The 21,714-nt window shown below is 62.5% G+C and carries 20 protein-coding genes and 1 pseudogene; 8 read left to right on the top strand and 13 right to left on the bottom strand.

Annotated elements, in window-relative coordinates; translation table 11 throughout:
• Position 1: 1 nt before the first annotated feature.
• Positions 2–1,771 (top strand): branched-chain amino acid ABC transporter ATP-binding protein/permease, encoded by a 1,770-nt coding sequence (locus tag V1286_RS00325; protein ID WP_334476795.1) that lies wholly within the window; start codon positions 2–4, stop codon positions 1,769–1,771.
• The gene (locus V1286_RS00320) at positions 1,768–2,499 is read left to right on the top strand and encodes an ABC transporter ATP-binding protein (RefSeq protein ID WP_334476793.1); all 732 of its coding nucleotides are present in this window, start codon (positions 1,768–1,770) and stop codon (positions 2,497–2,499) included. The genes V1286_RS00325 and V1286_RS00320 overlap by 4 nt, the downstream gene beginning before the upstream one ends.
• A gap of 152 nt (positions 2,500–2,651) precedes the next feature.
• On the opposite strand, the gene V1286_RS00315 is transcribed toward V1286_RS00320, so the two are convergent.
• The 3 genes from V1286_RS00315 to V1286_RS00305 all read right to left on the bottom strand — a co-directional run bounded on the left by V1286_RS00315 (position 2,652) and on the right by V1286_RS00305 (position 4,268).
• The gene (locus tag V1286_RS00315) at positions 2,652–2,855 is read right to left on the bottom strand and encodes a cold-shock protein (protein WP_074278830.1); all 204 of its coding nucleotides are present in this window, start codon (positions 2,853–2,855) and stop codon (positions 2,652–2,654) included.
• A gap of 747 nt (positions 2,856–3,602) precedes the next feature.
• Complete coding sequence (locus V1286_RS00310) at positions 3,603–3,764, bottom strand: hypothetical protein (protein ID WP_334476791.1); 162 nt, start codon at positions 3,762–3,764, stop codon at positions 3,603–3,605.
• A 219-nt stretch (positions 3,765–3,983) separates the two neighbouring features.
• Entirely contained in the window at positions 3,984–4,268 is a 285-nt protein-coding gene (locus V1286_RS00305) for an usg protein (protein ID WP_334476789.1), read from the bottom strand.
• Positions 4,269–4,525: 257 nt separating this feature from the next.
• Between V1286_RS00305 and V1286_RS00300 the strand changes: the two genes are divergently transcribed.
• The 4 genes and pseudogenes from V1286_RS00300 to V1286_RS00285 all read left to right on the top strand — a co-directional run bounded on the left by V1286_RS00300 (position 4,526) and on the right by V1286_RS00285 (position 9,778).
• Entirely contained in the window at positions 4,526–4,843 is a 318-nt protein-coding gene (locus V1286_RS00300; protein ID WP_334476787.1) for a co-chaperone GroES, read from the top strand.
• Between the two features lie 138 nt (positions 4,844–4,981).
• Entirely contained in the window at positions 4,982–6,634 is a 1,653-nt protein-coding gene (groL, locus tag V1286_RS00295; protein ID WP_334476785.1) for a chaperonin GroEL, read from the top strand.
• A gap of 102 nt (positions 6,635–6,736) precedes the next feature.
• Positions 6,737–6,916, top strand: a pseudogene (locus V1286_RS00290) (prolyl aminopeptidase); the annotation flags it as partial.
• 279 nt (positions 6,917–7,195) lie between these two features.
• Positions 7,196–9,778: an EAL domain-containing protein gene (locus V1286_RS00285; RefSeq protein ID WP_334476783.1), complete on the top strand. Its 2,583-nt coding sequence runs from the start codon at positions 7,196–7,198 to the stop codon at positions 9,776–9,778.
• Positions 9,779–9,888: 110 nt separating this feature from the next.
• Here the strand turns inward: V1286_RS00285 and V1286_RS00280 are convergent, their stop codons facing one another.
• From V1286_RS00280 to V1286_RS00240, 9 genes are all read right to left on the bottom strand, one after another.
• Positions 9,889–11,040: an ABC transporter substrate-binding protein gene (locus tag V1286_RS00280; RefSeq protein WP_334476781.1), complete on the bottom strand. Its 1,152-nt coding sequence runs from the start codon at positions 11,038–11,040 to the stop codon at positions 9,889–9,891.
• Between the two features lie 88 nt (positions 11,041–11,128).
• Positions 11,129–11,548 (bottom strand): acyl-CoA thioesterase, encoded by a 420-nt coding sequence (locus tag V1286_RS00275; RefSeq protein WP_334476779.1) that lies wholly within the window; start codon positions 11,546–11,548, stop codon positions 11,129–11,131.
• A 13-nt stretch (positions 11,549–11,561) separates the two neighbouring features.
• Positions 11,562–12,323, bottom strand: a complete 762-nt coding sequence (locus tag V1286_RS00270; RefSeq protein WP_334476777.1) for an SDR family NAD(P)-dependent oxidoreductase — start codon at positions 12,321–12,323, stop codon at positions 11,562–11,564.
• Between the two features lie 35 nt (positions 12,324–12,358).
• Complete coding sequence (locus V1286_RS00265) at positions 12,359–14,245, bottom strand: feruloyl-CoA synthase (RefSeq protein WP_334476775.1); 1,887 nt, start codon at positions 14,243–14,245, stop codon at positions 12,359–12,361.
• Position 14,246: 1 nt separating this feature from the next.
• Positions 14,247–15,047 (bottom strand): crotonase/enoyl-CoA hydratase family protein, encoded by an 801-nt coding sequence (locus V1286_RS00260; protein ID WP_334476773.1) that lies wholly within the window; start codon positions 15,045–15,047, stop codon positions 14,247–14,249.
• A 258-nt stretch (positions 15,048–15,305) separates the two neighbouring features.
• A complete protein-coding gene (locus V1286_RS00255) occupies positions 15,306–15,767 on the bottom strand; it encodes a DUF3237 domain-containing protein (protein WP_334476771.1) in 462 nt (153 codons plus the stop codon).
• Between the two features lie 10 nt (positions 15,768–15,777).
• Positions 15,778–17,094 (bottom strand): TRAP transporter large permease, encoded by a 1,317-nt coding sequence (locus V1286_RS00250; protein ID WP_334476769.1) that lies wholly within the window; start codon positions 17,092–17,094, stop codon positions 15,778–15,780.
• 3 nt (positions 17,095–17,097) lie between these two features.
• Positions 17,098–17,610, bottom strand: a complete 513-nt coding sequence (locus V1286_RS00245; protein WP_247834504.1) for a TRAP transporter small permease — start codon at positions 17,608–17,610, stop codon at positions 17,098–17,100.
• A gap of 79 nt (positions 17,611–17,689) precedes the next feature.
• The gene (locus tag V1286_RS00240; RefSeq protein ID WP_334476762.1) at positions 17,690–18,709 is read right to left on the bottom strand and encodes a TRAP transporter substrate-binding protein; all 1,020 of its coding nucleotides are present in this window, start codon (positions 18,707–18,709) and stop codon (positions 17,690–17,692) included.
• Between the two features lie 235 nt (positions 18,710–18,944).
• On the opposite strand from V1286_RS00240, the gene pobA reads away from it, so the two are divergent.
• Together pobA and V1286_RS00230 are read left to right on the top strand one after the other, a co-directional pair.
• Positions 18,945–20,114 (top strand): 4-hydroxybenzoate 3-monooxygenase, encoded by a 1,170-nt coding sequence (gene pobA, locus V1286_RS00235; RefSeq protein WP_334476760.1) that lies wholly within the window; start codon positions 18,945–18,947, stop codon positions 20,112–20,114.
• Positions 20,115–20,343: 229 nt separating this feature from the next.
• Positions 20,344–20,772, top strand: a complete 429-nt coding sequence (locus V1286_RS00230) for a PaaI family thioesterase (RefSeq protein ID WP_334476759.1) — start codon at positions 20,344–20,346, stop codon at positions 20,770–20,772.
• On the opposite strand, the gene V1286_RS00225 is transcribed toward V1286_RS00230, so the two are convergent.
• Positions 20,769–21,662 carry a LysR family transcriptional regulator gene (locus V1286_RS00225; RefSeq protein ID WP_334476758.1) on the bottom strand — a complete coding sequence of 298 codons (894 nt, stop codon included), beginning with the start codon at positions 21,660–21,662 and terminating at the stop codon, positions 20,769–20,771. The two genes, V1286_RS00230 and V1286_RS00225, sit on opposite strands and share 4 nt — an antisense overlap.
• Positions 21,663–21,714: the final 52 nt, after the last annotated feature.

The following is a 21,714-nucleotide window of genomic DNA, read 5'->3' as shown; positions in this document are numbered from 1 at the left end:
GATGAATCAGCGGCTTCCCCTCATCATCTTCGCAGCTGTCATGGCGGCGATCCCGTTCATCCCCGGCGTGCCGCCGTTCTGGATCGTGCTGCTCAACAATATCGGCCTCGCCGCGCTGGTGGCCATGGGCCTCGTGCTGTTGACCGGCGTCGGCGGCCTCACCTCATTCGGCCAGGCAGCGTTCTGCGGCTTCGGCGCTTACACCACGGCGGTATTGACCACCGCCTATGGCTTCTCGCCGTGGCTGACGCTGCCGCTCTCGCTGCTCGTCAGCGGCATCGCCGCCGTCCTGCTCGGCATCGTCACGGTGCGGCTGTCCGGCCACTATCTGCCGCTCGGCACCATCGCTTGGGGCATCGGGCTGTTTTATTTGTTCAGCAAGCTGGAATTCCTCGGCCGCAATGACGGCATCTCAGGCATTCCGCCGCTCTCGATCGGCAGCTTCCGGATGCTCGATCCCGGCACCATCTATTTCGCTATCTGGATCGGGGTATTGATCTCGGCATTGCTGACCATGAACCTGCTGGATTCCCGCACCGGCCGCGCGATCCGCGCGCTGCGGCGCGGACACATCGCCGGCGAAGCGTTTGGCGTCCAGACGCCGCGCGCCAAGCTTCTGGTGTTCATCTATGCGGCGGTGCTGGCGGGCCTGTCCGGCTGGCTCTATGCGCATTTCCAGCGCGCCGCCAATCCGACGCCGTTCGGCGCGCAGGCCGGCATCGAATATCTGTTCATCGCGGTCGTCGGCGGTGCCGGCTATGTCTGGGGCGCGGTGCTGGGCGCCGGCATTGTGGTGATCCTGAAAGAAATCCTGCAGAGCTATCTGCCGCTGGTATTCGGCGGCCAGAGCCAGCTCGAGACCATCGTGTTCGGCATCCTGCTGGTCGTCCTGCTGCAACTGGCGCCGACCGGCGTCTGGCCGTGGCTGATGGCGCGGCTGCCGTTCAAGCCGGGCCGCAAGATACCCGATACGTCGCTTCCCCTCGCCAAGCGCGAGCGCGCGCCGGCCTCTGCTGCCGCGCTGCTCCAGATCGAGAAAGCGCGCAAGCAGTTCGGCGGCGTGATTGCCGTCAACGACGTTTCCTTCGACGTCCAGGCCCGCGAGATCGTAGCCCTGATCGGTCCCAACGGCGCCGGCAAGAGCACGACCTTCAACCTGATCACGGGCGTGCTGACCACGACCGGCGGCACTATCTCGGTGCTCGGCCGCAAGGTCGACAACGCCCCGCCGCAGGAGGTGGTAAAACTCGGCGTCGCGCGCACCTTCCAGCACGTCAAGCTGGTGCCGGACATGACCGTGCTGGAGAACGTCGCGATCGGCGCGCATCTGCGCGGGCACGCCGGCGCAATTTCCAGCATGCTCCGGCTGGACCGGGCCGATGAAGCAAAGCTGCTGGCAGAAGCCGCGCGCCAGATCGAGCGCGTCGGCCTCGGCGACCAGATCGACCAGTTGGCGGGAAGCCTGTCGCTCGGCCAGCAGCGCATTGTCGAAATTGCGCGCGCGCTGTGCGTCGATCCATTGCTGCTGCTGCTCGACGAGCCGGCCGCGGGATTGCGCCATATGGAGAAGCAGCGGCTCGCTGCCCTCCTCCGTCAATTGCGCGACGGCGGCATGTCGGTGCTCCTGGTCGAGCACGACATGGGTTTTGTGATGGACCTCGCCGACCGCATCGTGGTGCTCGATTTCGGCACCAAGATCGCTGAGGGCACGCCGGCTGAGATCAAGACCAATCCCGATGTGATCAAGGCCTATCTCGGAGCCACCGCATGAGCGCGCTGTTATCGGTCTCCGACGCCCATGTTTCCTACGGCAAGGTCGAAGCCGTGCGTTCGGTTTCGCTCGACGTCGCCGACAACGAGATCGTCACCATCATCGGCGCCAACGGCGCCGGCAAGACCACGCTCTTGAACGCCATCATGGGCGTGCTGCCGCTCAAGGGCGCCACCGCCTTTGCAGGCGCCGACATGGCCCCGCTCGACATCGAGGATCGCGTCGCGGCGGGCCTGTGTCTGGTGCCGGAGCACCGCGAATTGTTCGGCACCATGAACGTCGAGGACAATCTGGAGCTCGGCGCCTTCCGGATTCCGAAGGCTACCGCAGCAAAATCGTTCGAGCGCGTCTATACGCTGTTTCCGCGGCTGAAGGAGCGGCGCAAGCAGCTGGCCGGCACGCTGTCGGGCGGCGAGCAGCAGATGCTGGCGATGGGCCGCGCGTTGATGGGCGCGCCAAAACTGTTGATGCTGGACGAACCGAGCCTCGGGCTGGCGCCGATTATCGTCGCCGACATCTTCCGCACCATCGGCGAACTGCGCGCCGCTGGCGTCTCGGTGCTGCTGGTCGAACAGAACGCGCAAGCCGCCCTCAAAATCGCCGACCGCGCCTATGTCATGGAGCTCGGCGAATTCATCCTGTCCGGATCGGCAAGGGATATCGCGTCCAACCAGCGCGTCGCGGCAAGCTATCTCGGCTTCCAGCACGAGGGCGCGAGTGGGATATAGGGGGTGTGACCCCATAAGTTCAGAGTGATCGGTGGACGTCCGCTTTGGTGCGCATTTCCGGACTCAAGTTGGAAATCGCGTGATGTCCGAACCCGGCGCAGCGAACCGCGCGCCCCCTTCGACGGGAGCCGGCGGGCCATGCCCTTCCGAAGTCACCCGACCCTCAAATTCTCCGCCGAAGTCTTCCCCTTGTTGGGCACTTCCTCATAGCTGACCTTTGCACCCTCATTGAGTGTGCTGAGCCCAGCTTTCTCGACCGCGGAGATGTGCACGAAAACATCCTTGCTGCCGTTATCGGGCTGAATGAATCCATAGCCCTTTGTCGCGTTGAACCACTTCACCGTTCCAGTTGCCACCTTGATCGTCTCCCATATCCGATAGGACCTAAGACAACCTCATGCCGATGTGGAAGGCAACCAAAACCCGCGGGGGGTGAGCCGGCGGGCCCGGACTATGGGGTGGTGCGTGCTTATCTTCCTTCCAAATATCCGCGAATTAACTCGCTTTTGAGTTCCCTGGAGGCGCATACTCAGACAATCATCGCTCCGCCTCCTGGGCATTACCGGTGACAGAGAGTGTTACGCTCCCGCCTATTCGAGGGAAGCATCATGCCCCAGTCTCAACGCCTGTCGTCCGTCATTCCATTCGTTGCAATTGAGCGCCCCGCTTGTCCGAAGTGCAAGGCCCCGATGATGCTCGTCAGTATCGAGCCAGCACGCCCGGGCGTCGACTTGCATACCTTTGAATGCGCCATCTGCAACCACGCACATGCGACCCTTGCCGCGTATGAAGACCCTATGAAGTCCAAGTCCCTTGGACGCTGGCTTCAAGGCGATTTGCACCCGCCCAGGTAAGGCGGGTCGAAGTGAACCGGCGGATTTTGTAATACTTGAAGGGCTAGCGCCCGCAATGCGCCCCCTGATTGATATCGCAATGTCCGCGATTACGGCGCCAACAATGTCCTGTATGTTCGGCAATTGCCGTGAAGGGAATTGCCGAGTCCGGAAAGACGGCAAACCAAACTTGCCACTAGCGATGGATTCGCCGTAGCCGCTGCTAATTGCTTTTGACAGGTTAAGCCACTCATGCCGGCATCAAGCGCCTTAGCTCTTTCTGGGCGGCGGTTCGCTCGCTACTTCCTCTGCCAGTAGCTTTAAAAGCTTCTCCTGCCGCGCGTCAGCTTTCGCGGCCGCCGCTTCCGATGCAGCCACGAGACTGCGATAGAGCTTAAGGTTTTGCCGGCGAATGAAAAATTGATGTTCCATAGCTACCTCCTCTGAGGGCATGGACCGAAGCGCATCGTGCGCTTAAGAATGGAGGATGGGAAGTGTGGACGTGGCGGACCACTTGTTAATTATCGCGACCTTTGCCTTCAGTTACCCCCCTCGCGCTAAGCAGCACGTCCAACATATGCATATGCGCTTTTACGGTTGTCGCACCCGGAGGGCGGTTCAAATGCCTTTGCGATTTTCGTGGCGCCGGCGTTAATGCAGCCGGAGGACTCCGTCCACGGCGCGTAGTTCGGCAGGCTTGATCAGTTTGGAGTGCGCGATGGTAACCGCAAACAGCGGACCTTCGAGCCTTGTTTCCCAGAACGCGAGGAAATCCTTCAACGCCGGGAAATCCGGAAACATATCGTAGTCCTGCCAGACGTAAGTTTGCAGCAACCAGCGCCGATCCGGACGGCGATAAACGATTTCCGCTGTTGTCAGTCCGTAGCCTAAGACCTGCTTCCTGAAATCCCTGGAAACCGTATCTTTCTCGACCATGCCAGCCTCCAGCCCAACTGAAGAGTAATGCGTGATCCTCAATTCGCCAAAAACGAAAACGTTCAATAGGTCATAGCAATCAGCGCGCTAGCAGCATGTTACTTCACCTGCCAGCAGTCGCCCTCCTCAAGTCGCAGTCAAACATCGTGGGCCGAAGCCCTTGCGCCACAGTGTCACAGGCTTATGTCAGGGGCGGCTAGCACTCGCTCATTGCGACTGCCAATCCAGAAATAATCACAAAAGCCATGGAGGATCGCATGAAGTTCCGTCCGCTCCACGACCGCGTCGTGGTCAAACGCATCGATGCCGAAGACAAGACCGCTGGCGGCATCCTCATTCCGGACAGTGCCAAGGAAAAGCCCTCGCAGGGCGAGATCATCGCCGTTGGTCCGGGCGGCCGTGACGAAGCCGGCAAGCTGATCCCGATCGACCTAAAGGCCGGCGACCGCGTGTTGTTCGGCAAGTGGTCGGGCACCGAGGTCAAGCTCGATGGTCAGGAACTTCTGATCATGAAGGAAAGCGACATCATGGGCGTCCTCACCGACGTTCCCGCAGCCAAGAAGAAGGCCGCTTAAGCGCTTAAGCCCGTTCCCTCATCCTGAGGAGCCGGCGCAGCCGGCGTCTCGAAGGAAGAGGCCCTGCAATCCAAATCTCATCCCGCAGGAATCCGCCCAATCGCGTGGACCTTGGGATCTGGAAATACGGAGATCATCATGTCAGCCAAGGAAGTCAAATTCGGCGTAGATGCCCGCGACCGCATGCTGCGCGGTGTCGACATTCTCCACAATGCCGTCAAGGTGACGCTCGGTCCGAAGGGCCGCAACGTCGTACTCGATAAGTCATTCGGCGCTCCCCGCATGACCAAGGACGGCGTCACCGTCGCCAAGGAAATCGAGCTTGAGGACAAGTTCGAGAACATGGGCGCGCAGATGGTGCGCGAAGTCGCCTCCAAGTCGGCAGACGCTGCCGGCGACGGCACCACCACCGCGACCGTGCTGGCGGCTGCGATCGTCCGTGAAGGCGCCAAGTCGGTTGCCGCCGGCATGAACCCGATGGATCTGAAGCGCGGTATCGACATGGCGGTGGAAGCCGTGGTCGCCGACCTCGAGAAGAACTCCAAGAAGGTCACCTCGAACGAGGAAATCGCCCAGGTCGGCACCATCTCCGCCAACGGCGACGCCGAAATCGGCAAGTTCCTGGCGGACGCCATGAAGAAGGTCGGCAACGAGGGCGTCATCACGGTCGAGGAAGCCAAGTCGCTCCAGACCGAGCTTGAAGTCGTCGAAGGCATGCAGTTCGACCGCGGCTACATCTCGCCCTACTTCATCACCAACGCCGACAAGATGCGCGTTGAGATGGAAGACGCCTATGTCCTGATCAACGAGAAGAAGCTCTCCTCGCTGAACGAACTGCTGCCGCTGCTGGAAGCCGTGGTGCAGAGCGGCAAGCCGCTTCTGATTATCGCCGAAGACGTCGAAGGCGAAGCGCTCGCCACCCTTGTCGTCAACCGCCTGCGCGGTGGCCTGAAGGTCGCGGCCGTCAAGGCTCCGGGCTTCGGCGATCGCCGCAAGGCCATGCTGCAGGACATCGCGGTTCTGACCGCTGGTCAGGCGATCTCGGAAGATCTTGGCATCAAGCTCGAGAACGTCACCCTGCAGATGCTCGGCCGCGCCAAGAAGGTGATGATCGACAAGGAGAACACCACCATCGTCAGCGGGGCCGGCAAGAAGGCCGACATCGAAGCCCGCGTGGCCCAGATCAAGGCGCAGATCGAGGAAACCACCTCGGACTACGACCGTGAGAAGCTGCAGGAGCGTCTGGCCAAGCTCGCGGGCGGCGTAGCCGTGATCCGCGTCGGTGGCGCGACCGAGGTCGAGGTAAGGGAGCGTAAGGATCGCGTGGATGATGCGATGCATGCGACCCGTGCTGCGGTTGAGGAAGGCATCGTGCCGGGCGGCGGCGTCGCCCTGCTCCGTGCCTCCCTGCATCTCAAGGGCCTGCGCACCAAGAACGACGACCAGAAGACCGGTGTCGAGATCGTGCGCAAGGCGCTATCTTGGCCGGCCCGCCAGATCGCGATCAACGCAGGCGAAGACGGTTCCGTCATCCTCGGCAAGATCCTCGAAAAGGACCAGTATGCCTACGGCTTCGACTCGCAGACCGGCGAATATGTCAACCTGATCTCGAAGGGCATCATCGACCCGACCAAGGTCGTTCGCGTGGCGATCCAGAATGCAGCCTCGGTTGCCGCGCTCCTGGTCACCACGGAAGCCATGGTGGCCGAAGTGCCGAAGAAAAACCAGGGCGGCGCCGGTATGCCTGCGGGTGGCGGCGGCATGGGTGGTATGGGCGGCATGGACTTCTAAGTCCAACCATTCAGAGCACAACAATAAGAAAGGCCAGGCAGCGATGCCGGGTCTTTCTGCATCCGCTGCACGTCTATCTCGACGACGATAGCTGCATGGAAAGGCGCGATTGTGCATGGCCGTTACGACATGCCATGTCCGGCACGCTATGCGTATCAGTTACACAAGGCCTGGCCTCAAGCCGACTTTCATCTGATCGAGGGCGCCGGCCACTCCTACGATGAACCAGGCATTCTTGATGCCCTGATCAAAGCGACGGATCGTTTTGCGCAGCAAGTCTGACCGGTTACCACCAAACGGATCATGGCCGGATATTTTCGCCCATGGATCATTTTCGACCTGGACGAGGTCCGCGTTAAGGCCCCGCCATGTGGGCTCCCGAAGGCGGATTTCGCGCCGGCCCCTATTAACGAAGCCTTAATCATGATGCGAGTTCCAACCTGCTCGTTGTGAGTTGCACAACTTCCTGATCTCGCGCGGCCTTCTAACCTTGCGATGCAGCAACCATTTTCCGTCCGACGCCGGGCGTCGACGATGGCTGCCGGGTTACAAGGTCAGACGATGCGCGCCTCCGATTGCCCTACGGTCGACACTCCCGAATTCCTGCTGGCGGCGCTCGAGCAGGCGAGCCAGGCTGTCGTCATCATCGACGGCGACATGCATGTAAGCCATTTCAACGCCGCGGCCGAATTGATCTGGGGCGTGCCGCGCACGGAGATTCTCGGCTGCGATGCACGCTGCCTCGGCTTCAATGACCTGCAAAATGGCGCCGATTCCGAGATCACGATCCGGCGCAACGACGGCAGCCGGATCCGGGCTCAGCTATCGGTGTCGCGTGTCGAGATCGGGGGCCGAGCTAACCACATGGTCTTCGTTCGTGACATCACCGCCGAGGTCGAACGACGCGAGAGGATCGCGCTGCTCAACCTGGTGGCCGACAAGACCAATCGCGCGGTCGTCGTCACCGACCGCAAGCTGCAGGTCGTCTATACCAACGCCGCGTTCTCCGGAATGTTCGGATACTCACCTGAAGAAGCACAAGGACGGCAGGCGAGCCAGTTGCTTGCCGGCCGCTTCACCAATCGCAAGACGCTGCCGAAGCTACGCCGCCGAATCTACGATGAGTGCGGCACTGAAGACGAAATCCTGGCCTACGACAAGAACGGCGATGAAGTCTGGGTCTCGGCCATGGTCAAGCCGTTCCGCAGCGCCCGCGGGCGCGTCAAGTACATCTTCGCCCTGTTGACCGATATCTCCGAGAACAAGCAGTTGCGGTCGCTGCAGCAATTGATCATGAGCGCGTTGGCCGACGAACTCCCGATCACCGAGATTGCCGACCAGCTTTGCCGGCGCGTTGAAGCCATTGCACCTGATGTCGTGGCTTCGGTGCTGCACGTCGATTCCGACGGCCTGGTGCATCCGCTGGGTGGACCGAGCCTGCCTGAAGATTACTCACGCGCGCTTGAAGGCATCGCCATTGGTCCGGCTGTCGGCTCGTGCGGGTCGGCGGCGTATTTTGGCAAGCCTATACTGGCCGAAGATATCGACACCGATCCGCGCTGGCAGCCGTACAAGACACGGCCGCTCGAGGTCGGCCTGAAGGCCTGCTGGTCGACGCCGATCAAGGCCAAGGACGGCCGCGTGATTGGCACCTTCGCCTTCTATTTCAGGGAATGTCGCGCGCCGAGCCGCTGGCATCAGCGGATCGTCGACGCCTGCGTTCACCTCGGCGCGCTGGCGATCGAGCGAAAGGAAGCCCGCGCCCAGATCGCCCGGCTCGCCTACCATGACATGCTGACCGGGCTGCCGAACCGTGCGCAGTTGCGTGAGCTGATCAACCAGGCCATCGAAGACTGCGCGCCACAGAAGCAGCTCGCGCTGGTGTTCCTGGATCTCGATCACTTCAAGGACGTCAACGACACGCTCGGACATTCGGCGGGCGACGCCCTGCTGATCGAATTTACAAAACGGCTGCGCGCCCGTATCCAGCCGTCCGACCTGCTGGGACGCCTGAGCGGCGACGAGTTCGTCATCGCGCTACCGAATTGCGATCCGGCCCGCGCCTCGCTGGTCGCCTCCAACATCACCGAAGCGCTGACGTCGCCGCTATGGATCGATAACAGGCAGGTGCCGATTTCCGCCAGCATGGGCATCAGCATCTATCCCGACAACGCTACCGATATCGATACGCTGATACAGCAGGCGGATGCGGCGATGTACAAGGCCAAGCAGGCGGGCCGCTCCACCCACCGCTTCTTCAGCGCCGACATGAACCGGCTTGCCGAGCAGCGGCTCGTCTTCAGCGCGGCACTCCGCCAGGCCATCGCCAATGACCGGTTGAGGCTCGTCTATCAACCGCAGACCCGAACCGTCGATGGCGCCCTCTACGGCGTCGAAGCGCTGTCCCGCTGGCACGATCCTGATCTTGGCGAAGTCCCGCCTTCGAAATTCATTCCGCTGGCCGAGGAAGTCGGCCTGATCGAGCAGATCGGCCTGTGGTCGATCCGCGAGGCGTGCCGGCAAATGGCCGCGTGGCGCCAAGCCGGACTGGACGTCCCCTGCGTGGCGGTCAACCTGTCGCCGCTCAATTTCCAGAATGCGAAGCTTGCCGCCGTGGTGGCGGAGACCCTCGCAGCCAACGACCTCCCACCCCAGACATTGATGCTCGAGATCACCGAAGGCGTGCTCGTGAACGAGCGTTCTGCCGCGATCGACACCATGAATGCGATCCGCAAGCTCGGCGTCGGCCTGTCGCTGGACGATTTCGGAACCGGTTATTCAAGCCTGAGCCGGCTGGCGCACTTGCCGATCCGCGAATTGAAGATCGACCGCAGTTTTATGCGCAACATCGAGCGTGATGCCAGCGCGCTTGCGATCGCGACCGCCGTTGTCCGTGTCGGCCAGAGCCTGAAAATGGCCGTGGTCGCCGAGGGCGTCGAAACCGAGGGACAACGCAAGCTGCTGGCCGGGCTCGGATGCGACGTCGTGCAGGGATATCTCTACGCGCCTGCGATGTCGCCCGAAGCGTTCGAGCGATGGCTGCTCGACCATGTCGCCGAGCAGGCGCTGACGATGCGCAGATGCGTCGACGAGGCCCGTTCGCAGCCGACGCCGTCGCTGCTGGTCGCTTCCACGGGGGGTTAGGAAAAACGTAGGGTGGGCAAAGGCGCACTTGCGCCGTGCCCACCATCTTTCATGTTCGCCGATCTATGGTGGGCACGCGTCGCTTTGCCCACCCTACAGACCGCGCGCCCTCACTTCGCCGGGACGTATTTTCCGTCCTTCACCGTCAAAATGATGCGCGAGCGGTCGTCGAGGCCGTAGCGATCCTTTTCGGTGAAGTTGTAGACACCCTGGCTGGCGGCGATTTCCTTCTCGGACATCAGTGCCAGGCGGATCGCCTCGCGGAATTCCGGCGTTCCCGGTTTTGCCGTCTTCAGCGCCACCGGCACCACGCGCTTGAGCACCTCGAAGGCGTCGTAGGAATGGCCGGCGAACTGGCTGCGGCTGTTGGCGCCATACTTGGCTTCATAGGCGGTGTTGAGCGCGAGGCCCGGCTTCTTGGTCAGCGCGGTGTCGGGTTGCGTCTCCGGCGACATCACCGGACCCGACGCCATGATCACGCCTTCGGCCGCGGGACCCGCGATGCGGATGAAGTCCATGCTGGCAGCGCCGTGGGTCTGGTAGATCAGGCCCTTGTAGCCGCGCTCGCGCAGCGTGGTCTGCGGCAGCGCCGCGGCGGTGCCGGAGGCGCCGACGAGAATCGCGTCCGGATTGGCGGCGAGGAGTTTCAGAACCTGTCCTGCGACCGACGTATCCGGCCGCGCAAAACGCTCCTCGGTGGCGAGCGTCATGCCCATCGGTATAGCCTGGGCCTTGAAGTCGTTGAACCAGAGATCGCCGTAGGAATCGGAGTAGCCGATATAGCCGACGGACTTGATGCCGTGCGCCTTCATGTGCTCGTACAGCACCTTGCCCATGATCGGGATCGGCTGCGGCATGGCGACCGACCACTTGATGCGCGCCTCGTTGATCGGGAACGGCGCGAGACCGATATGCGGAATTCCCGCCTCGTTCGCCACGGTTGCGACCGCGACCGTCGAAGGCGTCGTCGAGGAGCCCATGATGATGTCGGCCTTGGACTCGGTGACGAAGCGCCGCGTGTTTGTTGTCGCCGTGGTCGGATCGCCGCCGTCGTCGAGCGTGATGATCTTGATCGGCACGCCGCCGATTTCCTTCGGCACGAAGTCGAGCGAGTTGCGTTCGGGAATGCCGAGCGCCGCCGCAGGGCCGGTCGTGGTGATGGAAATGCCGACTACGATCTCGTTGGTTTGCGCCATCGCCGGCAAGCCCGTCAGAGCAAGCGCCGCCGCGACGGAAGCAGCGGACAGAAAAGTCTTATTCATTCATTCCTCCCTGGATTATCTATTTATCGTTTTAAGCAAAATCTCGTGGGCTATTCAGCCCCTTCTTTAGGTCATGCGCAGGCCTGAGTCAGCCCCGCATGAACCGCTCGATGATCTCCTGCGGCATCGGCGCCGATTTCAGCTTCGCGGGGTCGTCCGGATGCTTGCCGACCAGCACGCGGGTCTCGAACGCCTCGATCGCCAACGCCTCGGCCTTGAACACGTTGTGGACCACCTCGAAAGAGGATCGCTTGAAGCTCTCGATCCGGCTTTCGATTCTGATCCAGTCGCCATGGGTCGAGGGGATGTGGAATTTCGCCCGCGTGTCGACCATGGGGATGCCGACCAGGCCATATTTGTGGATGAGGTCCTGCTTCGAATAACCAGCCGCTTCGAACATGATCGACGTCGAATCGTCGAACATCGCGAAATAGCGCGGATAGTAAACGATGTTGGCGGGGTCGCAGTCGCCCCACTGGATCTGCACGTCGCGCCGGTTGACGAACATGGGATGAAATATCCTAGCGCGGCGCCATGCGAAGCGCGGCATCGAGCCGCACCACTTCGCCGTTCAAGTAAGGATTGTCGATCATATGCAGCGCCAGCGAGGCAAACTCGTCGGCTTGACCGAGCCGGCGCGGGAACGGGATCGAGGCGGCAAGCGAGTCCTGCGCCTCCTGCGGCAGATTGGCGAGCAGCGGCGTGAGGAACAGGCCCGGCGCGATCGTCAGCACGCGAATGCCGAACTGCGCCAGCTCACGCGCGATCGGCAGCGTCATGGCGACGATGCCGCCCTTCGAGGCCGAGTAGGCCGACTGCCCGATCTGGCCGTCATAGGCCGCGACGGAAGCCGTGGAAATCACCACGCCGCGCTCGCCGGTTGCAAGCGGCTCCAGTTTCGACATGCCTGATGTCGCCAGCCGCAGCATGTTGAAGGAGCCGATCAAATTGACCTTGATCACCTTGTCGAAATCGCCGAGCGCCATCGGACCTTCCTTGCCAATCACGCGCTTGGCAACGCCGATGCCGGCGCAATTCACCAGCACGCGCGCCGGGCCGTGTGCCGCCGCGGCCTTGGCGATCGCGGCTTCCGCCGAGGCCGCATCGGAGACGTCGCAGATCACGGCTGTGCCGCCGATCTCGGCGGCGACGGTTTCGGCGAGCGCGGCGTTGAGATCGCAGACGGCGACTTTGGCGCCCTGCGCCGCGAGCCGGCGCGCGGTCGCGGCGCCCAATCCCGATGCGCCACCGGTCACGATGGCGGCCTGATCCTTCAACTGCATGATATTCTCCCTGACAAACTCTTGTTCGAATTCGGCTACAGCGTAATCACCTGCGCCGGCGGCGCGGGCGAATAAATCTCCTCAATCAGCGCGCTGCGATTTTCGAGCACCGCGCGCTGGTTGATCGAACCCTTGTCGGTGACCTCGCCTCGATCGATCGACAGTGGCGTATCAAGCAGCACCGCGCGCGTGATCCGGGTCGACGACCCCGTGGCGCCAGCCGCCAGCTGCTGGAAGCGTTCGCGGAAGGCCGCAACGATCAGTGGGTCGGACGCAGCAGTGGCAATGTCGTCAGGCGGAAGCGTCGGATTGATCAGGCGGCAACCGTCGAGGTCGAGCACCACCAGCGCCGATATTTCGTCGCGGTTGATGCCGGCAATGACGACGTCACGCACCAGGGGTGCACAGGCCGCAACGAAGCGCGCGCGCAACGGCCCAACGCTGACCCAGGTCCCGCTGGCGAGCTTGAAGTCTTCACCGGTACGGCCGTCGAAATCGAACCCGGCATCGAAATTATCGGGGTCGACCGGCTTCAGCGCATCGCCCATTTTGTAGAAGCCTTCCTCGTCGAAGGCCTTTGCGGTCATATCAGGCTGACGCCAGTAGCCGGGCATCACGTTCGGGCCCTTGGCGCGAACTTCCAGCTTGCCGTTGTTGGGCACGAGCTTCGCGTCATTGCCCAGCACCGGCAGCCCGACATGGCCGGAGCGGCTGGTGAGCGGATTGACCGACATAAAAAACGGCGCGGTTTCGGTGGCGCCGAGGCCGGTCAGCATCGGCACGCGATAACCGGTTTCGCGGACCGAAAGTTCGTCCAGGCTGTTCCAGACGAAGGCCGACAGCGCGGCGCCCGAGAAGAACATCGCATGCAGGCGAGCAAAGAATTTCTTCCGCAAGGCCCCATCGTCGCGCAGATAGGGCAGCAGCGATTCATAGCCCTTGGGCACGTTGAAATAGACCGTCGGCGAAATCTCCTGCAGATTTCGCACGGTCTCCTCGATGCCGCCGGGCATCGGCTTGCCCTCGTCGAGATACATCGAGCCGCCATTGTACAGCGTCAGCCCGATATTGTGATTGCCGCCGAAGGTGTGATTCCACGGCAGCCAGTCGACGATAACCGGCGGCTCGTCCTTCAGGAACGCCAGCGTCTCGCGCAGCATCACCTGGTTGGCGCAGATCATGCGCTGCGTGTTGATGACCGCCTTCGGGTTACCCGTCGAGCCCGACGTCAGCAGGAATTTGGCGATCGTCTCCGGGCCGATAGCTTCATGCACGGCATCGAGGCGCGGGTGCAGCGGCGTTGCCATCAGATCCGCCAGCGTGGTGACGTCGCGGCCGGGCACGGCGCCGCGCGAGGCCGCGATCTCAGTGCCGAAGGAAACGTTGGCGGCCAGCGCATCGGCGAATTTCGTGGCGTCGTCGGCGAAGACGAGGCCGGGCGTCAACAGCTTCATCAGATAGCCGAGCTTGCCGTAGTCCCGCGACACCAGCGAATAGGCCGGCGATACCGGGCAGAAGGGAATGCCGGCATAGAGCGCGCCGAACGCGATCAGCACATGATCGATCGAGTTGCCGGAGAGAATGACGACCGGCTTCTCGACTGAGAGGCCGCGCGCCAGCAGCGCGGACGCGATGTGCCGCGAGGAGGCGAGCAGTTCCGCATAGGTGATCTGCCGCCAGCCCCGCGTCGCGTTCCGCTCCGCCATGAAGACCCGATCGGGCGCGGCTTTAACCCAATGATGCAGGCGATCGGTGATGCGCACGGGATAGTCGAGCAGTTGCGCTTTCGGGCGCAGATAGATGGTGCCGTCGTCGCGGCGCTCGACATGCACCGCGGGCGTGCCGAATGAGATCGGGCGCAGCGGATGATTTGCGCGCGCGGCTGAATCGGTCGAGGCGGACATGCTGGGCGTGGCGCTCATGTCAGGTCGGCTTCACCTTTGCGGTCTTGTGGTCGAGAAACGCGCGAATACGGCGCTTTGCCTCTTTGTCGCTCTGCGCCACCGTCGCCATCAGGGATTCCATCAAGAGGCCGGTCTGCGGATTGGCCTCTGCGATCATCGGCAATGCCTGCAGCACGGCGAAATTGGTCAGCGGCGCGTTCGCAGCCACGCGCTCCGCAAGTTCCAGCGCCTTCGGCAGCGCGCCGCCGGCTTCGGTGAGATATTGCGAGAAACCATAGGCCGAGCCTTCGGTGGCCGAATAGACCCGGCCGGTGAGCATCATGTCGATCATCCGCGCCACGCCGATCAGCCGCGGCAGCCGTACCGATCCGCCGCCGCCGACGAAAATGCCGCGCTGGCCCTCGGGCAGCGCGAAATAGGCTGATGGTTCGGCGACGCGGATATGTGCCGCGCAGGCCAGTTCCAGGCCGCCGCCGATCACCGCGCCCTTCAGCGCCGCGATCACGGGGACGCGGCTATACTGGATGCGATCGAACACCCGGTGCCACATCTGCGAGTGCCGCAGGCCCTCGGTCGCGTCATGCTCGGTCAGTTCGGACAGATCGAGGCCGGAGGAGAAATGATCGCCGACGCCATGGATGACCACGGCGCCTGTCCCCTCTGGAAGATTGGTGAAGCAATCCTGGATCGCGAGGATGATGCCGTCGTTCAGCGCATTGCGCTTGGCCGGGCGGTTGAGGCCCACGGTCAACACCGCGCCCGTCTGCTCGATCTTGAGCAGGTCGGATTGACCCGCAGCGGCGGTGGTGGCGTTTCCCATGGGCGTATATTACTTCCTGTGCAGAATAGTTATATTTTATAACGATCTTGGCGAGAGTCAATACGGCGCAGCTGCTCACCCTCCCCTGGAGGGGGAGGGTCGCTACGCATGTAGCGAAGCGGAATGCGTAGCGGGGTGGGGTGACGGTCTTTCCACATCCAACAGCGCCCGAGTTGAGAGATCACCCCTCCCCGTCTCACATTTTCGCTGCGCTCAATGTGAGCCGACCCTCCCCCTCCAGGGGAGGGTAAGAAAGCGTCACAGCACCTGATGGACGTCGATCACGACGCGGTCGGCGTGGCGGGCGGCGGAGCCGATGAAGAGGTTTTCCATCAGCCAGCGGTATTTTGCAGCCCCGGTCTCGAATTTCGGCACGGTGCGGCAATAGATCAGTTTGGGATCGACCGGCTCGCCGCGCTTGAGTTTCTGCAACAAGTCGACCGGGCCGAAGCGCAGGCCCTTGTTCTCGACATAGATGACCGCGCCATCGTCGGTCTCGAAGGCGTATTTGGCTTCCAGCTCGATCAGCTCGTTCGGGCGGATTATCTGGAAGTCGGCGCCGAAGGCGCAGACCTTGCCGTTGATCCCCTCGCCCTTCACCTCGCCGCCTGTTATCGGAATGATCCGGCGCACGCCCGTGCCGATATCACCCGCCGAGGTTACCTCGCCGATCCGCACGGTGATGGTGAAGACGTATTTGGTCGAAAGCTGCGGGGTCATGGCGCAAACCCTATCCCGCCATGCGGGTCGGCAGCCAAAGCGCCAGCATCGGAAATGCGATCAGGATCACCAGCCGGATCAGGTCAGTCACGACGAACGGGATCACGCCGCGGAAGATCGTCGAGAATGACACGTCTTTCACGACGCTCTTGATGACAAAGACGTTCATGCCGACGGGCGGATGGATCAGGCCGAGTTCGACCGTCATGACGATGATGATGCCGAACCAGATCGGGTCGAAGCCGAGATGGGTGATGACCGGGAAGATGATCGGCACGGTGAGGATGATCATGGCCATGGCGTCCATCAGGCAGCCCAGCACCAGATACATCACCATGATGAGAGCAAGAATGCCGTAGGGACCGAGCCCAAGGCCGGTGAGAAGTTCCGTGACCTTCTGCGGGGTCTGCGTCACCGTCAGAAAATAGCCGAAGATCAGCGCGCCGATCAGCACGGTGAAGACGGCAGCCGCCGTGCGGGTGGCTTGCAAGAGCGACGCGAGGATCTTTTCCTTGTTCAGCCGTCCGGTGAGCAGGCCAATCAGGAACGCGCCGGTGGCGCCAACGCCGCCGGCCTCGGTCGGCGTAAAGCGCGGCAGAAACGGCAAGCCGTAAAGTCCGCCAATGACGAAGATGAACAGCAGTACCGGGGCCCAGATGCTCTTCAGGCCCGCAAAGCGCTCGCGCCACGGGATCGGCGTACCCCTCGGCAGGAAATCAGGCCGAAACCAGCCGATCAGCGCGATGGTCAGCATGTACATGGTCATCGCGAGTATGCCGGGAATAATGCCGGCGATGAACAGTTTTCCGATGTCCTGCTCGGTGATGATGCCGTAGACCGCAAGCACCGTGGACGGCGGCAGCATGGCGCCCAGCGTGCCACCGGCCGCGATCACGCCGGTGGCGAAGGATTGCGGATAGCCGAAGCGGCGCATTTCCGGATAGGCCACGGCCGAGAAGGTTGCGGCGGTCGCGACCGACGAGCCGCAGATCGCGGCAAAGCCGCCGCAGGCGCCGACGGTGGCAATGCCGAGCCCGCCGCGCAGATGACCGACAAAGCCGTTGGCGGCGCGGAACAGCTCCTGACTCATGCCGGAATTGCTGACGAAGGTGCCCATCAGCAGGAACATCGGGATGACGCCAAAAGTGTAGTCGGTCACCGTGCGCATCGAGGTCTGGCCGACCAGTTTCAGCGCCGGCGTGAAGCCGACGAGGTAACCAAAACCGCAGACACCGACGAGCCCCATCGCCATGCCCACGGGCACGCGCAGCAGCATCAGCGCAAACAGCGCAACAAATCCCAGGACGGCGACCGCGTCTGTGCTCATCGCCTACTCCACGGCCTTGATCTTGGGTTCTTCCTGCATCTCTTCCGGATGGAAGATCAGGCGATAGGTGCGGATCGCGATCAGCAGCACCGCAGCGCCATCGCCGGCCCAGGCAACGGCAAAGAACGGCCAGGTCGGCATGTGCATGTCGAAGGTGAGGACGTTGTCGTTATAGGTGCCGCGCACCTTGTCGAACAGCGTCCAGGTCTGCACCGACACCACGAACAGCAGCACCAGCGTGGCGAACACGTCGATCATGCGCTTGTATTTCGGGCCGACATTGGCCCAGACCAGATCGACGGTGATGTGGCCGCCGCGATAGCTGGTGGCGGCAATTCCCCAGAAAATCAAAATGCCGAGCAGCATGCGCCCGATATCGAACGAGTCCGGAATGTTGTAGCTGAGCGTGTTGCGCAGGATCACGGCCAGGAAAATGTTCAGCGCAACGATGCCGACAAAGGCGGCTGCGATCCATTCGATCGTGTCGATGAATCGGTCCATCCACGCGCGACTCATGGCGGCTCCGAGGGGCTGGCGATGGCAGGGAGGAAACGGCGGCAGGAGATTCCTGCCGCCGGAGAGATGTTTACGCGTTCTACTGCGCGAGCGCGTTGTACTTGGTGAGCGAGGCCTTGAGCTCGGCCAGCGCCGCGTCCGGATCGGCGTCGCCCTTCTTCTTGACGCCCTCAGCCCAGGTCTTGACCAGCGGTTCGGCCGCCTTCTTCCAAAGTCCGATCTGCTCGGGCGTGAGCTTGTAGACCTCGTGGCTGGACTCCGCCTTGATCTTATCGATCCCGGCGTCCTCCATCTTGCCCCAGTATTCGCCGACCTTGCCGGCGGTCTCGGTGTTGCAGTTATTGTCGATCGCCTTCTTCTGCTTGTCGGACATCTGGTTGTATTTGTCCTTATTGATCACGAAGGCGAAGGTCGTGACATAGAGCGGCGCCTCCATGTCGTACTTTGTCACCTTGTCGATGCCGAACAGCAGCAGCGAGCCCCACGGAAAGGTAACGGCGTCGGCGACACCGCGCTCGATGATGTCGCGGACCTCAGGCGCGGACGACTGCACGTTGGTGCCGCCGAGCTGGGTCACGAAATTGGCCATGGTGGCATGGGCGGGACGGATCTTCATGCCCTTGATGTCGTCGGGCACGACGATCTTCTTGGTCCGCGAATGAAACGACGAGGGCGAATGGACGAAGGCGAGACAGAACTTGACGTCCTTCATCTCCTTCTCGGCATATTTGCGATACCACGCATCGAGCGCCATCGAGCCGCCCTTGGCTTCCGACATCAGGAACGGCAATTCGCCGGCGCCGATGATCGGGAAACGGCCCGGCTGGTAACCCGGATTGACGTAGGTGACGTCGGCGATGCCATCGCGCGCCATGTCGTAATGGTCGAATGCCTTGCCGAGCTGCTGCGCCGGAAACACCTTGGACTTGATAGTGCCGCCGGAATCCTTTTCGACCGCGGCCGCCCAGTCCTCCAGCGCCTTCTGCAGCGAATGCGTGGCCGGCACCCAGTGCGAAATCTTCAGCTCGAAGTTTTTTTCCTGCGCCAACGCAGGCGTCACACCTGCTGCGAGCAGCAGCGCCAACAACGCTTTTCTCATGAACATTCTCTCCCCTGGCATGACAGGCCTTTAGTAAGCGGCCTCGTTATTTAACATGTTATCTAGCTAGCCCGCTTTTTCAAGGCGGACATCCGGCCGCACCGTTTTGCGGTGCGGCGAACGGCGCTTCAAGGTTTTTGCGCCAACGTGTTTGCCAAAAACGTTATATGATATAATTATCGGGGCAAGTCCGCGGGCAACCGACCTGCAGACTACAGCAATCGGGGAGCCAGGATTGAGGACAAAAGTAGCAATCATAGGCGCAGGTCCGGCAGGATTGTTGCTTGGGCAACTATTACACCTTTACGGCATCGAAAACATCATTCTCGAGCGCCAGACGGGCGAATATGTGCTCGGCCGGATCCGCGCCGGCCTGCTCGAAGAAGGCACGGTGGCGCTGCTCGACGAGGTCGGCGCCGGCGCGCGCGCCCATCGCGAGGGGCTGGTCCACCATGGCGTGGAGCTCGCGTTCGGCGGCGCCCGCCACCGCATCGACATGCACGCCGCCACCGGCAAGACGGTCATGATCTACGGCCAGACGGAAGTAACGCTGGACTTGATGAACGCCCGCAAGGCGGCCGGCCTCACCACGGTCTACCAGGCCGCCGACGTCAAACCGCTCGATTTCGATACCGACCGCCCGCGCGTCACCTATGTCAAGGACGGCCTCACGCACGAGATCGAATGCGACTTCATCGCCGGGTGCGACGGCTTTCACGGCGTCAGCCGCGCCAGCGTAAAACCGTCGGCGATCCAGACCTATGAGCGGATCTATCCGTTCGGCTGGCTCGGCATCCTGTCGGAGACCCCGCCGGTCAGCTCTGAGCTGATCTATTCCAACCACGCACGCGGATTTGCGCTCTGCACCATGCGCTCGACGCGCCGCAGCCGCTATTACGTGCAGTGTCCGCTCGACGATCATATCGACCAGTGGTCGGACGAGCGGTTCTGGGACGAACTGAAGCGCCGGATCGACCAGAAGGCGGCGGATGAACTCGTCACCGGCCCTTCGATCGAAAAGAGCATCGCGCCGCTGCGCAGCTTCGTCGCCGAGCCGATGCGGTTCGGCCGGATGTTTTTGGCCGGCGACGCCTCCCACATCGTGCCACCGACCGGCGCCAAGGGGCTGAACCTCGCCGCCAGCGACGTGCATTACCTCTCGCAGGCGTTTCGCGAGTATTACGACGAGAAGTCCTCCGCCGGCGTCGATGGCTATTCGGCGAAAGCGCTGGCGCGGGTCTGGAAGGCGGTACGCTTCTCCTGGTGGATGACCTCGATGCTGCACAAATTCCCCGACGAGGGCGAATTCGGCACGCGCATTCAGCTTGCGGAGCTGGAATATGTCGTCAGTTCGAAGGCGGCCTCGGCTTCGCTGTCGGAGAATTATGTGGGGCTGCCGTTTTGAACCTGTATGGTGGGCAAAGGCGCGTTTGCGCCGTGCCCACCATCAAGCACTCCGCAAGAATGGTGGGCACGCTTCGCTTTGCCCACCCTGCGAAGTCTTCGCGCTTAGCGTGCCACCGTCATCCCATTTCAAACACTCGCCCAAATCCCGTTTAAAACTTTGTAGGTGATGCGCGGCACACTCCGATAGCGTTCAATGACGAGAAACATCGTCAACCCGCGAGCCGCACATGACCGCACCCGACATCCCCGAAGGTTTTGAGCGCCACACCCGCAAGAGCCCGCTGACCGATCCCTGGGAGCCGCTGTATTCAAAGCGGACCGACAAAGCCGTGATCCTCGGGCTGCGGCTGGCAAAGCCGCACACCAACGGCCGCGGCATGATCCATGGCGGCTTGATTGCCGCGCTTGCCGACGGCGCCATGGGCCATAGCTGCGCCCATGTGATGGGCGGGGTGTCGTCGCTGGTGACGATCGGGCTCGCGGTCGATTTCGTCGGGACCGCCGAGGTCGGGCAATGGCTCGCGGTCGAGAGCGATGTCGTCAAGACCGGCAAGACGATCTGTTTTGCGCAGAGTTTGATCAAGGCCGACGGTGTCGTGATCGCGCGGGCCAACGCGACGTTTCGCGTGGTGCCGAAGAAGGAACCGGTGAGCTAGCCAAAATGCCAGTCGGCCATCTCGGTCACGAGATCGATGAACGTACGCACCTTGGCCGACAAGAGCCGCGACGTCGGATAGACGATCTGGATCGGCATCGCCGGCTGTTCGAACGACGCCAATACGATCCTGAGCCGCCCCGCTTTCAGCGATTCGGCGGCCTGATAGGCCATCACCCGCGTCAGTCCGCCGTCCGCTTCCGCATATTGGATCGCGGCGTCCGAACTGTTGGTGGCGAAGCGCGGCGTGCTGGCGACGCGGATCTCGCGGCCGTCCTCGACGAAGCGCCAGTCGAGCGCCGCCGTCATGGCGCCGAACTGAATGGTGTCATGCGAGGGAACCTCCCCTGGCCGCCCCGGCTCACCGCGTGCTTTGAGGTATCCGGGCGAGGCCACCACGATCCGCCGCATCTCGCCGACATGGCGCGCCACCAGCGTCGAGTCGGGGAGATGGCCGATCCGGACCGCGAGATCGACACCGTCCTCGACGAGGTTGACCATGCGGTCCGACAGGCGGAGGTCGACGGCGACATCGCCATAACGCTTCAGGTAGGCGGTCACGATTGCGCCGACGTGCAGCCGGCCGAAGCCGACCGGCGCCGAGATGACGAGCTGCCCCTCCGGCCGCGTGCGCTCGCCCTCGATGGCGCCCTCGGCCTCCTCGATATCGGCCAAAATCCGCCGCGCGCGCTCCAGGTAACGCGCGCCGGCGTCGGTCAGCGTCACCTGCCGTGTGGTTCGCTGTAACAACCGCGCGCCGAGCCGCTCCTCCAGCGCCGCAATCAGCCGCGTGACAGCAGACGGCGACAGGCGGAGCTTCCGGGCCGCGGGGGCAAAACCCTGCAGGTCGGCCACGGCGACAAAAGCCTGCATGGCATCGATCCGGTCCATTCAACTATTGCATAATCCGCAATAGTGAAGTGTCAATTCCAAAGATTGTTTT

The organism is Bradyrhizobium algeriense, assembly GCF_036924595.1.
In the GTDB taxonomy this organism is placed as follows: domain Bacteria; phylum Pseudomonadota; class Alphaproteobacteria; order Rhizobiales; family Xanthobacteraceae; genus Bradyrhizobium; species Bradyrhizobium algeriense.
Note: the sequence above shows the minus strand (reverse complement) of the source record. Positions and strands in the feature narration are given on the sequence as shown.

Coding starts and splice junctions, on each gene's coding strand:
- V1286_RS00300 (WP_334476787.1), top strand. CDS start 4,526: ATGAAGTTCCGTCCGCTCCACGACCGCGTCGTGGTCAAACGCATCGAT.
- V1286_RS00320 (WP_334476793.1), top strand. CDS start 1,768: ATGAGCGCGCTGTTATCGGTCTCCGACGCCCATGTTTCCTACGGCAAG.
- V1286_RS00285 (WP_334476783.1), top strand. CDS start 7,196: ATGCGCGCCTCCGATTGCCCTACGGTCGACACTCCCGAATTCCTGCTG.
- V1286_RS00305 (WP_334476789.1), bottom strand. CDS start 4,268: ATGGTCGAGAAAGATACGGTTTCCAGGGATTTCAGGAAGCAGGTCTTA.
- V1286_RS00240 (WP_334476762.1), bottom strand. CDS start 18,709: ATGAGAAAAGCGTTGTTGGCGCTGCTGCTCGCAGCAGGTGTGACGCCT.
- V1286_RS00270 (WP_334476777.1), bottom strand. CDS start 12,323: ATGCAGTTGAAGGATCAGGCCGCCATCGTGACCGGTGGCGCATCGGGA.
- V1286_RS00265 (WP_334476775.1), bottom strand. CDS start 14,245: ATGAGCGCCACGCCCAGCATGTCCGCCTCGACCGATTCAGCCGCGCGC.
- V1286_RS00260 (WP_334476773.1), bottom strand. CDS start 15,047: ATGGGAAACGCCACCACCGCCGCTGCGGGTCAATCCGACCTGCTCAAG.
- V1286_RS00280 (WP_334476781.1), bottom strand. CDS start 11,040: ATGAATAAGACTTTTCTGTCCGCTGCTTCCGTCGCGGCGGCGCTTGCT.
- V1286_RS00230 (WP_334476759.1), top strand. CDS start 20,344: ATGACCGCACCCGACATCCCCGAAGGTTTTGAGCGCCACACCCGCAAG.
- V1286_RS00310 (WP_334476791.1), bottom strand. CDS start 3,764: ATGGAACATCAATTTTTCATTCGCCGGCAAAACCTTAAGCTCTATCGC.
- groL (WP_334476785.1), top strand. CDS start 4,982: ATGTCAGCCAAGGAAGTCAAATTCGGCGTAGATGCCCGCGACCGCATG.
- V1286_RS00255 (WP_334476771.1), bottom strand. CDS start 15,767: ATGACCCCGCAGCTTTCGACCAAATACGTCTTCACCATCACCGTGCGG.
- V1286_RS00250 (WP_334476769.1), bottom strand. CDS start 17,094: ATGAGCACAGACGCGGTCGCCGTCCTGGGATTTGTTGCGCTGTTTGCG.
- V1286_RS00225 (WP_334476758.1), bottom strand. CDS start 21,662: ATGGACCGGATCGATGCCATGCAGGCTTTTGTCGCCGTGGCCGACCTG.
- V1286_RS00275 (WP_334476779.1), bottom strand. CDS start 11,548: ATGTTCGTCAACCGGCGCGACGTGCAGATCCAGTGGGGCGACTGCGAC.
- V1286_RS00245 (WP_247834504.1), bottom strand. CDS start 17,610: ATGAGTCGCGCGTGGATGGACCGATTCATCGACACGATCGAATGGATC.
- V1286_RS00325 (WP_334476795.1), top strand. CDS start 2: ATGAATCAGCGGCTTCCCCTCATCATCTTCGCAGCTGTCATGGCGGCG.